10 protein-coding genes are annotated in these 10,031 nt (G+C 72.4%); 2 read left to right on the forward strand and 8 right to left on the reverse strand.

What is annotated here, in order from left to right; genetic code table 11:
• The 6 genes from RZ50_RS20965 to RZ50_RS20990 form a co-directional block, all read right to left on the reverse strand.
• Positions 1 to 641, reverse strand: a 641-nt coding sequence (locus RZ50_RS20965) for a beta-ketoacyl synthase N-terminal-like domain-containing protein (RefSeq protein ID WP_217680684.1), incomplete at its 3' end; no start/stop codon positions are given.
• Positions 642 to 699: 58 nt separating this feature from the next.
• Positions 700 to 1,794 carry an alpha/beta hydrolase gene (locus RZ50_RS20970; protein ID WP_217680685.1) on the reverse strand — a complete coding sequence of 365 codons (1,095 nt, stop codon included), beginning with the start codon at positions 1,792 to 1,794 and terminating at the stop codon, positions 700 to 702.
• Positions 1,791 to 2,606 carry a 2-oxo acid dehydrogenase subunit E2 gene (locus tag RZ50_RS20975; protein ID WP_196949410.1) on the reverse strand — a complete coding sequence of 272 codons (816 nt, stop codon included), beginning with the start codon at positions 2,604 to 2,606 and terminating at the stop codon, positions 1,791 to 1,793. The genes RZ50_RS20970 and RZ50_RS20975 overlap by 4 nt, the downstream gene beginning before the upstream one ends.
• Positions 2,603 to 2,830 carry an acyl carrier protein gene (locus RZ50_RS20980; RefSeq protein ID WP_196949411.1) on the reverse strand — a complete coding sequence of 76 codons (228 nt, stop codon included), beginning with the start codon at positions 2,828 to 2,830 and terminating at the stop codon, positions 2,603 to 2,605. The genes RZ50_RS20975 and RZ50_RS20980 overlap by 4 nt, the downstream gene beginning before the upstream one ends.
• Entirely contained in the window at positions 2,827 to 4,752 is a 1,926-nt protein-coding gene (locus RZ50_RS20985) for an HAD family hydrolase (protein ID WP_196949412.1), read from the reverse strand. Before RZ50_RS20985 ends, RZ50_RS20980 begins: the two co-directional genes overlap by 4 nt.
• An 8-nt stretch (positions 4,753 to 4,760) precedes the next feature.
• The gene (locus tag RZ50_RS20990; protein WP_308271971.1) at positions 4,761 to 5,792 is read right to left on the reverse strand and encodes a 3-oxoacyl-ACP synthase III family protein; all 1,032 of its coding nucleotides are present in this window, start codon (positions 5,790 to 5,792) and stop codon (positions 4,761 to 4,763) included.
• Positions 5,793 to 5,986: 194 nt separating this feature from the next.
• On the opposite strand from RZ50_RS20990, the gene RZ50_RS20995 reads away from it, so the two are divergent.
• On the forward strand, positions 5,987 to 7,207 hold the full coding sequence (locus RZ50_RS20995) for a cytochrome P450 (RefSeq protein ID WP_196949414.1): 1,221 nt from the start codon (positions 5,987 to 5,989) through the stop codon (positions 7,205 to 7,207).
• Positions 7,201 to 7,434 (forward strand): ferredoxin, encoded by a 234-nt coding sequence (locus tag RZ50_RS21000; protein WP_308271973.1) that lies wholly within the window; start codon positions 7,201 to 7,203, stop codon positions 7,432 to 7,434. Before RZ50_RS20995 ends, RZ50_RS21000 begins: the two co-directional genes overlap by 7 nt.
• A 61-nt stretch (positions 7,435 to 7,495) precedes the next feature.
• On the opposite strand, the gene RZ50_RS21005 is transcribed toward RZ50_RS21000, so the two are convergent.
• Positions 7,496 to 8,713: a cytochrome P450 gene (locus tag RZ50_RS21005; RefSeq protein ID WP_196949415.1), complete on the reverse strand. Its 1,218-nt coding sequence runs from the start codon at positions 8,711 to 8,713 to the stop codon at positions 7,496 to 7,498.
• A gap of 226 nt (positions 8,714 to 8,939) precedes the next feature.
• A partial coding sequence (locus RZ50_RS29385) for a KR domain-containing protein (RefSeq protein ID WP_254802892.1) occupies positions 8,940 to 10,031 on the reverse strand: 1,092 nt, incomplete at its 5' end.

Below are 10,031 nucleotides of genomic sequence, written 5' to 3' on the forward strand. Positions count from 1 at the left end.
TGGACGGCGACGAGCGAGGAGGAGCAGGCCGTGTCGACGGTGACGGCCGGGCCTTCCAGGCCGAGGGTGTAGGCCACCCGGCCCGAGGCCACACTGCCCGCGCTGCCGGAGCCGATGTAGCCCTCGAAGGACTTGGGGGCGGGCGTCAGCCGCGACGCGTAGTCGTTGTACATGACGCCGGCGAAGACACCCGTACGGCTGCCGCGCAGGGTCTCGGGGACGATGCCCGCCCGTTCGAAGGCCTCCCAGGCCACCTCCAGCAGCAGCCGCTGCTGGGGGTCGGTGGCCAGGGCTTCGCGCGGGCTCAGGCCGAAGAACTCCGGGTCGAACTGTGGCGCGTCGTGGAGGAAGCCGCCGTGCCGCGTGTAACTCGTGCCCGTCCGGTCCGGGTCGGGGTCGTAGAGGCCGTCGAGGTCCCAGCCGCGGTCGGTGGGGAAGCCGCCGATGGCGTCCGTGCCGTCGGTGACCAGGCGCCAGAGGTCCTCGGGGGAGGCGACACCGCCCGGGTAGCGACAGCTCATCGCCACGACGGCGACCGGCTCGTGCCGGTCGGCCTCGACCTCGCGCAGGCGCTGCCTGGCCCGGGCGAGACTGCCGGTGGCGCGCTTGAGATATTCGCGAAGCTCTTCCTCGGTCGCCATTGCGCTGTTCAACCTCTCGAAAAAGGGTCGGACGGGGTTCGGGGCGGGGCGGAACCGTTCAGGCCCGGCGTGCGGCCAGCCTGCGGCGGGTGCGGTGGGCGAGATGCGCGTACCGCAGGACGGTTCGCGGCAGGTAGTGGCCGCCCTTCATGCGGAGGATCGACAGGAAGCCCCACAGCTGCATCTCGGGCAGGTGGTGCGGGGCCCCGTGCACGTCGTCGTACTCGACGATCCGCAGGTCCCGTACGTGGCGGCGCAGCCGCCGCGGGTCCCCGGCCGGGATGATCTCGTCCCGCGTGCTCGCCGCGTAGGCCAGTGGGACGGAGAGACCGGCCAGTTGACGATCGCTCACCGCCCAGTCGCGGATGTGCTCGCCGACGTCCGCGGCCGGGACGCCGGTCAGGTGGGCGAGGGTGTCGACGGTGATCCGGGGTACCTGTGCCTGCCAGGCACGGTCCGTGAAGAAGTCGTGCACCGGCGCGCCGACCGTCATGATGCCCCGGATGCGCGGTTCCTCCAGGGCGGCCAGCATGGCCAGGTGGCCGCTGAAGCTCAGCGTGATGCAGTACGTCCGTGTCACGTCGGCCACGTCCGCGACGGCGTCCAGGAGCTGTGGCAGCAGGTGCCGGCTGTCGGCGCCGTAGGTCAGGGTGTTCTCGCCGACGCCGGGGAGCTCGGTGACGAGCCCGGCGAAGCCCAGCCGGTCCAGGCGGGTGAGGAGCGGGGCCCACTGCTCCTTGATGCTGACGATGCCGCCCATGAACACCAGCAGGGGCCGCCGCTCGTGCCGGCTCAGTCCGCTCGTCCAGCAGCCCACCCGGCCACCGGGAAGGTCCAGGTCGAGGCGGTCGATGCCGCCGGTCTCCTTCCGCCAGCGGTCGAAGGCGTTCACGCAGCGCTCCAGCGCCGCGCCGCGGGCGGGGCCGTCGACGTAGGGGAAGCGGGCCATGTTGAAGTGGCGGCAGGCCTCCAGGTACTGGCCCGCCTCTTCGAGCCGCTCGCCGGCCTCGTACCACTCGCGTGCCCAGGAGCCCGCCGCGCCCTCGTCGTCGGTGCGGATGCGGTCGAGCAGCTTCTCGAAGTGGCCCGGCGGCATGGACTGCGCGCGGGCGTGGGCGCCCACGTACTGCTTGAGTTCCTCGACGTCGTTCATCGGTCCGTGGAACCGGCCCCCGTGGCAGCGGCGGTCCGGTCCTCTCCTCCTTCCGGTGTGCCGGGGAAGCCTTCGAGGCGTTCCTTGATCTCGGTGAGCACGTCGGCCGCCTCGGCGCCGTCGATGACCCGGTGGTCGAAGGCCAGGTTCAGGCGCATCACCGGTGCCACCGTCACGACGCCGTCGCGGACGACCGGCCGGTCGACGACCCGTCCGACGCCGAGGGTGATCGTGGTGCCGCCCACGGAATGGAAGCCGTCCACGGCGCGGTGGCCGAGCGAGGTGACCGCGAACGTGCCGGTGCGGGCCGCGCGCGCCGTCAGTGACCGGGTCGCCCTGCGGAACAGCGCGCGGCCGATCGGCACGGGCAGCTTGTGCAGCGCGCGCAGGTTCGCGAACTCGTCCATGAGGTCGGGGTCGCCGTCGCGGTAGTGGTCCACCTGGCGCTGGATCTCCTCCAGACCGGCCCGTTCGAGGCCGGGCAGCACGGCGGCGAGGACGACGCGCCGGCCGCCGAGCCGCCGGTCCAAGGCGAGCTTGGCGCTGGTGGAGTCGTAGGTGACGGTCCTCGGCAGCAGTCGGCCGCCGATCGCGCTGTTGGCCTGGGGGTGGTCGGCGACGACCCGCGCTCCGGCGTGGAGCACGTAGCTGACCACCGAGTAGCGGCGTCCCTCCTCGGCGGCGGCCGCGCGGTGCCGCCACACCCGCTCCATGTCGACCTCGGTGTCGAGGAAGACCGGCGCGAACGCCTTCGCCCCCTCCAGGAAGTAGAGCGTGTGCCGCCGCTCCCGGGCGACGGGGAGCGGCCTCATCCGGACACCGCCACGTCGTACAGGCCGCGCAGCGTCGTCGCCTCCAGGGCGGCGGGCAGGGACAGCGAACGGCCCGTGCCGCGCTCCAGCAGGGTGAGCAGGGCGATGAGGTGGACGGAGTCCCAGCCGGCGACCTCGCCGAGGGGCCGGTCCACGTCGGTGTCGTCGACGGACAGGCCCAGGTCGTCCCGGACCAGAGTGATGAAGTCGTCGATGGAGTTCACGGGGTGTTCCCTTCGCAGGACTCGGTCAGCTGCACGTGGTCGGGGACCGGAGGGACGGACGCCAGGTCGTGCCGGAAGACGAGCTCGCCGTCGGCGTCCGTCACGGGCACGAAGCCGTTCTGCGGATAGAAGTCCCGGACCTTGGCGTTCTTGGCGCTCGCGCGGTAGGTGGCGAGCACCTCGCGCGCCCCGTCGGCCCGCGCCTGCCGCAGCACGGCCGCCAGGGCGGTCTGCTCGATGCCGCGGGCGAACACCCGGCAGCTGAGCAGGAAGTTGTCGATGTGCACGGTGGCGCCCTCACGACGGGTGAAGACCACACCGACCAGACCGTTCTCCCCGAACCGGTCGCCCGCGTGCACGGCCAGCACCCGGGTGTCCGGGCCCGCGGCCAGCTCCTTCACCTCGGCCGCCTGCAGCCGTCGCGTGGTGAGGTTGAACTGGTTCGTGCGCAACGTCAGCTGAGCCGTCCGCGGCATCTCCCGCTCCTCGACCGGGCCGATCCGCACCCGCACCCCGAGCTCGCGCAGGTAGTCCTGGAGGGAGTCGAAGCTGTGCAGGAAGTCCTTGCGCTCGGCCTCGACGCGGTAGAGCGCGGGGCGCGCGCGGTCCTCGACGGTCAGCTCGCGGACGTCGAACCAGCCGTCCCGCAGCAGCTTCTCGACGTGCCGGGCCGGCTCCTCGTCCAGCGGGACGACGCTCACCCCCGGCAGCTCGTGGCGCACGAGACCGCACTCGTAGGGGCTGTCGTCGACGAACACGACGCTCTCGACGGCCAGGTTGAGGTCCTCGGCCAGCTCCTTGAGGTTCTCGTGCTTGGGCCGCCAGTTCACGGCGAAGCGGACGAAGTCCGCCTCCCGCAGCGTCATCCCCGGGTGGCCGGCGACGACCTCGCGGACCGGGGCCAGGTCGTTCTTGCTCACCGCGGCCAGCAGGACACCCTGCGAGGCGAGCTGTTTGAGCACCTTCTGGAACGCCCGGAAGGCCTCGCCGCGCGGGCTTTCGGCGACCTCGATGCCGTCCGCGCCGTCGTCGCCGAGCACACCGCCCCACAGCGTCTGGTCCAGGTCCACGGCCAGGCACTTCTTCGTCTGCCCGGCCACGATGCGGGCCAGGTGACCGGCCTCCCGGGCATAGCGGGAGAGCATCGCCGACGACAGGTGGGCCTTGGCGTAGACGCTCAGCCGCGGGTCGGTGACCGCGACGCCCTCGGCCGCCAGCGGGTCCAGGTCGAGCACGACCAGTTCCGGGTGCGTCTCGGTCAGGCGCAGCAGGCGGGCGTTGGCCTCGCGCCAGACGGCGCCGAGGCGGGCGCGGGAGCGGTGGTCGATCAGCTGGGAGGCGAGGACGCGGGGCAGCGGCATGGTGTTGAGCACGAGGGTGCCGCTGCCCGACCCGGCGAAGCGGGCGGTGAGGGCGTCCAGCAGCGCCGTCTTCTCGGCGAGCACCGCCTCGACGTCCTCCGGGCGCCAGGGCGTCGGCAGCTCGTCCATGACGATCACGGGGTCGAGCAGGCACAGGACCAGGTCCGGCGCGGCGGCGTACAGGGCGCTGTCCGGGTCCGTCAGGTCGAAGACGTAGGAGTCGAAGTCCGAGACGACCGTGCGCAGCACGATGCCGTGGCGGGCACCCTCCAGGGCGAGGGCCGGGACGAGCGCGGAGAGCGTCCCGTGGCCGGTGACGGCGACCGTGAGGGCCGGCAGCCCGGGGTGCTCGTGCAGCACCTCGTCCGGACCGACGCGGGACAGCAGTTGCGCGGCCCGTACGGAATCCTCCTCGGGCAGGCGCGCCAGCAGGGACTTCAGAGTCGGGTAGGCGGCGGCGAGACGCCCGGCCCGGTGCAGGGCGAGCAGCTCGTCGGCCGGATCGGCGGCCGAGGCGGCGGCGGGGCCGGTGACGGCGGTGGGGACGGTGACGGCGGTCATGGTGACGGTCAGACCCCTTCCAGCGCGAAGCCGGCCTTGATCCACTTACTGGACTCGATGGCGATGCCGATCGCCCGCTCACCGGGCGCGATCCGCTCCAGCGCCCGCTCCAGCTGGAAGAAGACCAGGGCGTTGGCGTTGTTGCCCGTCGTGTTGACGCAGGAGACCTCCTCGGCTCCCGTGACGCCCAGCCGCTCCACGATCCGCCGCGTCATCCGGCCGGAGAGCTGCGGCGGCAGCAGGTAGGTGACGTCCTCCTCGCGCCAGTCCAGCTCGTCGAGCAACTCGCGCAGGGTCTCGTCGGACATCTCCGGCACATGCCACTCGATCGCCTTGTAGTCCTCGGTGGCCGCGGGCCGCTCCGAGAGGCGGTCGACGGGCCCGAACCACTCCAGCGTCGCCCCGGCCTCCCGGTTCAGCCCGGTCAGCCGGGTACGGACCGACACCAGTTCGCAGCGGCCCGCCGCAGGGTCCGTGCTGAGGACGGCCGCGCCGGCGCCGTCCCCGAACAGGACGTAGTTCACGAGCTGGTCCGGCGGAACCTTCGACAGCTCCGCGTCGCAGTCGTAGAACCGCGCGAGCACGTCGGCACCGATCACCAGCGCGGTGCGGTGCCGACCGGCCCGCAGCATCTGATGGGCCACGTCGAGGGCCTGGACCGCGCCCGAACAGCCCGACTGGAGCTGGTAGGTGGCCACGTCGTCGATGCCCAGCCGGTCGCAGATGACGTTGACCGTGGCGGGCATGAGCTGCTCCGGGGTGGCCGTGGCCATCACGACGAGGTCCACCTCGTCCGGCCGCACCCCCGCGCCCTCCAGGGCCCGCCGGGCCGCCGCCTCGCCCAGACCGGACAGCGAATCGCGGACCTCACCGGTCTCGATGTCGACCGCGAGGTGGCGGCTGCGCGTTCCGATGAACGCGTCCACCCACTGTTCCCACAGGGCGTCCATGCCGAAACGGCGGGCGAGTGCGGCATTGTCGACGGGCGGTCCGGGCAACGCGGTTCCCACCGACAGGATCCGGATGTGTGGTGTGTCCACGACCTGCTCCTCTCTCTGCCCGGACATGGTCCGAAAAGCCGCTACCGTGCTGCTTACGTGACGCTTTCGCGGGCCGCCGCATTACGCGGCGCTAACGCCCGGGAGACACGGGGTTGCAGGGCGTTCGCGGCGCCTCCTAGCTTTTCCGGCTGCGGGGAGATCCCTGCCCGCAGGAAGAAGACGAGGGGAACGCGATGGAAACCACCGCCCCGCCGGGCCCGTCCGCTGCACCGCCCTTTCCCCAGCCGAGGGCCTGCCCCTACCAGCCGCCGCCCGCCTACGAACAGCTGGGCGCACAAGGGCCGTTGTCCCGGGTCAGCCTCTTCGACGGCCGCGTCGTGTGGTTCGTCACCGGCTACCCCGAGGCACGCCAACTGCTCGCGGACCCGCGGATCTCCGCCGACCGGCAGCGCCCCGACTACCCGGCCGTCGCGCCCCGCTTCCAGGCCGAGGTGGCCAAGCGCCTGGTGCTCATCGGCATGGACCCGCCCGCCCACGACGAACACCGGCGCCTGCTCAACCCGGACTTCAGCCGCAAGCGGGTCGCGAGCCTGCGGCCCGTCGTGCAGGCCATCGTCGACGACCACGTGGACCGGATGCTCCGGACCGGCCCGCCCGCCGACCTCGTACGCGACTTCGCGCTGCCCGTACCGTCCCGGGTGATCTCCGAGGTGCTGGGCCTGCCCCACGAGGACCTGGAGTTCTTCCAGGACGCCTCACGCCGGCTCCTCCAGGCCACCACCGGCCCGGAATCCCAGGAAGCCGGACGCGAACTCATCGGCTACCTCGACGCGCTGGCCACCCGCCGCCGCACCGAGCCCGGCCCCGGACTGATCGGCCGCCTCGCCCGCGAAGAAGTCGCCACAGGCCGCCTCAGCCACGCCGACCTCGTCCAGATAGCCCTGGTCATCCTGGTCGCCGGGCACGAGACCACGGCCTCCACCATCGCGCTGGGCGCCATCACCCTGCTCGACCACCCCGAACAGCTCGCCCGCATGCAGGCCGAACCGGACACCGTGCCGGCCGTGGTCGAGGAGATCCTGCGCTGCGTCGCGGTCACCGACCTCGCCGGAGTACGGGTCGCCACCGCCGACATCCCCGTCGCCGGACAGGTCATCCGCGCGGGCGAAGGCGTCCTGCTGTCCGCCACCATGGCCAACCGGGACGGCCGCGTCCACCAGGACCCGCAGGCCTTCGACGCCGGCCGCACCGGCCGCCGCCAGCTGTCCTTCGGCTACGGCATCCACCAGTGCCTCGGCCAGAGCCTCGCCCGCCTGGAACTGGAGATCGCCTTCTCCACCCTGTTCACCCGCATCCCCACGCTGCGCCTGACCGTCCCCGCCGACCGGCTGCCCACCCGGCCGCCCGGCAGCGGCACGGTGCAGGGCGTCAACGAGATGCCGGTGACGTGGTGAGCGCCGACGGGCCCGCCGACGCGCTGGTCACCGCCGACCGGGAAGCCTGCATCGGCGCCGCACAGTGCGCCTACAGTGCCCCCGCCGTCTTCGACCAGGACGAGGACGGATACGTCCTCGTCCGCGATCCGCACCCCGGCCCCCACGAGTGGGACGCGCTGCGGGAGGCCGTGGACCTGTGCCCCGTACAGGCGATCCGGCTCAGCGGCACGGCCGACGGGGCCTGACCGGACATGACGAGGAGCCCCGCAGGCCCAGGCCTGCGGGGCTCCTCGTCATGTCCTGCCGTCACGGACGGCTGCCGCCCGGACCCCACGCGACCGGCAGTGAACCCAGCGTCCTGATCTGCATGCCCTTCAGCCACTGCACGTCCTCGGGTGCCACGTCGAGCCGCAGGTCCGGAAAGCGCGTGAGCAGCGCGGTGATCGCCACCTGCATCTCCACCCGGGCCAGAGCGGCACCCGTGCAGTGGTGCAGACCGTGCCCGAAGGACAGATGGGCGTTCCCCGCCCGCCGCAGCTCCAGCACCTCGGGGTCCTCGAACGCCCTGGGATCCATGTTCCCGGCCGGAGTCGCGCACAGCACGGGCTCACCGGCCCGGATCAGCTGCCCGCCGATCTCCACGTCCTCGGTCGGGTACCGGGCGAACGTCGTGTGCGAGACGAGCGGGACGAACCGCAGCAGCTCCTCGACCGCCTGCGGGACGGCCTCCGGGTGTTCCCGCAGCAACTGTGCCTGGTCGGGCTGCGACAACAGCACGTAGAAGGTCGAGGCCAGCTGGGAGGCGGGAGTGTCGTAGCCGCCGACCAGCAGCGTGTACACCAGCTCCAGCAACTCCTCGTCGGTGTACGCGCCGCCCTCGGCCGCGGCCTCCAGCATGGCGCTCACGAGGTCGTCACCCGGCTCCCGGCGGCGCAGGTCGAGAAGCCCGCGGACGTAGTCGCGCAGCAGCTCCAGCTCGACCGCGATCTCCTCCGGCGACAGCTCCGTCCTGCCGAAGAAGCACTGCACCATGCCCTGGAACCGGTCCCGCTCGCCCTCGGGCACGCCCAGGAGCTCACAGATGTTCAGCGCGGAGAACGGGCCCGTGAAGGCCGTGACGAGATCGACCGGGGACCCCTGCTCGGCCATGGCGTCGAGCAACTCCTCCGCCACCCGGACGATCCCCGGCCGCAGCCGCTCGACACCCCGGTTGGAGAACGGCTTGGAGATCAGACGCCGCAGCCGGCCGTGGTCCGGCGCGTCCGCACCCATGATGCTGCCGCCCACCGGCACCGGCGCCACCCGCGCCTCGTCACGGTCCGCGGCGGCGGCACGGCCGAACCGCTGGTCCCCGAGAATGGCCTTGATGTCCGCGTACCGGCTCACCAGCCACGCGTTCTCCCCGTACGGCGGGGTCACCCACACCGGACGACCGTGTTCGAGGAGTTCACGGTAACTGTGGTCGATGCCGAGCCCTTTGATCGCAGTGAATTCGAACGGGACGGGAACCCGTGTGGAGGTCATCGAGTCTTCCTTCGCCGGGAGGGCACGCGCCCGCACTGCGCGGCGCGTTGGTGCCCTCCAGCGTCACAGGGAACGCTAACGGCGGACTTACCCGTCTTCCGTCGTCGGCGGCGGCGGGAGGAGCGGGGCGCGGAGCGCGGGACGACGAACACCGCAACGGCGGACCGGCGATGACCGCCCGTCCGCCGTTGCGCGGCCGCCCGGAAGGGCGGAGCGAGCCGCCGGCTCAGTCGAGGTCGCTGTCGATGAACTCGAAGAGGTCCTCGTCCGCCACCGCGTCCAGCTCGCCCGGGAAGCCGGCCGGGACGTCCGGATCACCCGCACCGCCCTTGGTGGTCAGCCTGCTCAGGAGCGCCTCCAGCCGGGCCTTCGTCCGGGAGCGGCTCTCCTCGTCACCGGAGATCTCCTCGAACGCCGCCTCCAGCGCGTCGAGCGGCGACAGGGCCGCGCTCCGCAGCTCCTCGGCCAGTCGGTCGAGGAGATGGCCGGCGATGGCGACGGGAGTCGGGTAGTCGAACACCAGGGTGGTCGACAGCCGCAGCCCGGTGGCCGCACCGAGCCGGTTGCGCAGCTCGACGGCGGAGAGCGAGTCCAGGCCCATGTCGAGCAGCCCGCGCCGGGGCTCCACGGCCGAAGGCGAGGCGTGCCCCAGGACATCGGCGACGTGGCGGCGGACCAGCTCGTCGAGGAACCGCGCGCGTTCCGCGTCGTCGACGCCGAGCAACCGCTCCCGCACCCCGGCCCCGGTCCCGTCCCCGGCAGGCGAGGCGACCGACGGCGCGGGGCCGGCCGGTACGGGCACCAGTTCCCGGTACAGCGCGGCCAGTTCACCCACCACCGCACGGTTGCGCAGCGCCCCCATGTCCAGCAGGGCCGGCACCGACAGTGCCGAGCCCCGTGCGAGCGAGGCGTCGAACAGCTTCAGCCCCGCGGCCGAGGAGATCGGCAGGATGCCGCTGCGCCCGATCCGGGCACGCTCCGCCGCACCCAGCGACTGCGTGAGAGCGCTGGTCTCCTCCCAGAGGCCCCAGGCGAGGGAGGTGGCGGGGAGTCCTTGGGTGTGGCGGTGGTGTGCGAGGGCGTCGAGGTAGGTGTTGGCGGCGGCGTAGTTGGCTTGTCCGGGGTTGCCGATGGTGCCGGCGATGGAGGAGTAGAGGATGAAGGTGGTGAGGGTGTGGTGGTTGCGGGTTGCGTGGTGGAGGTGCCAGGCGGCGTCGGCTTTGGCGTGGAGGACGGTGTCGAGTTGGTGGGGGGTGAGGGTTTCGAGGGTGGTGTCGTCGGTGGTGCCGGCGGTGTGGATGACGGTGGTGAGGGGGTG

It is taken from the genome of Kitasatospora sp. SUK 42, from assembly GCF_015776785.2.
Lineage (GTDB): Bacteria > Actinomycetota > Actinomycetes > Streptomycetales > Streptomycetaceae > Kitasatospora.

Bases quoted from the DNA above. Each gene is read 5' to 3' on its own strand.
- RZ50_RS20970 (WP_217680685.1), bottom strand. From the start codon at position 1,794: ATGAACGACGTCGAGGAACTCAAGCAGTACGTGGGCGCCCACGCCCGC.
- RZ50_RS20975 (WP_196949410.1), bottom strand. From the start codon at position 2,606: ATGAGGCCGCTCCCCGTCGCCCGGGAGCGGCGGCACACGCTCTACTTC.
- RZ50_RS20985 (WP_196949412.1), bottom strand. From the start codon at position 4,752: ATGACCGCCGTCACCGTCCCCACCGCCGTCACCGGCCCCGCCGCCGCC.
- RZ50_RS20995 (WP_196949414.1), top strand. From the start codon at position 5,987: ATGGAAACCACCGCCCCGCCGGGCCCGTCCGCTGCACCGCCCTTTCCC.
- RZ50_RS21005 (WP_196949415.1), bottom strand. From the start codon at position 8,713: ATGACCTCCACACGGGTTCCCGTCCCGTTCGAATTCACTGCGATCAAA.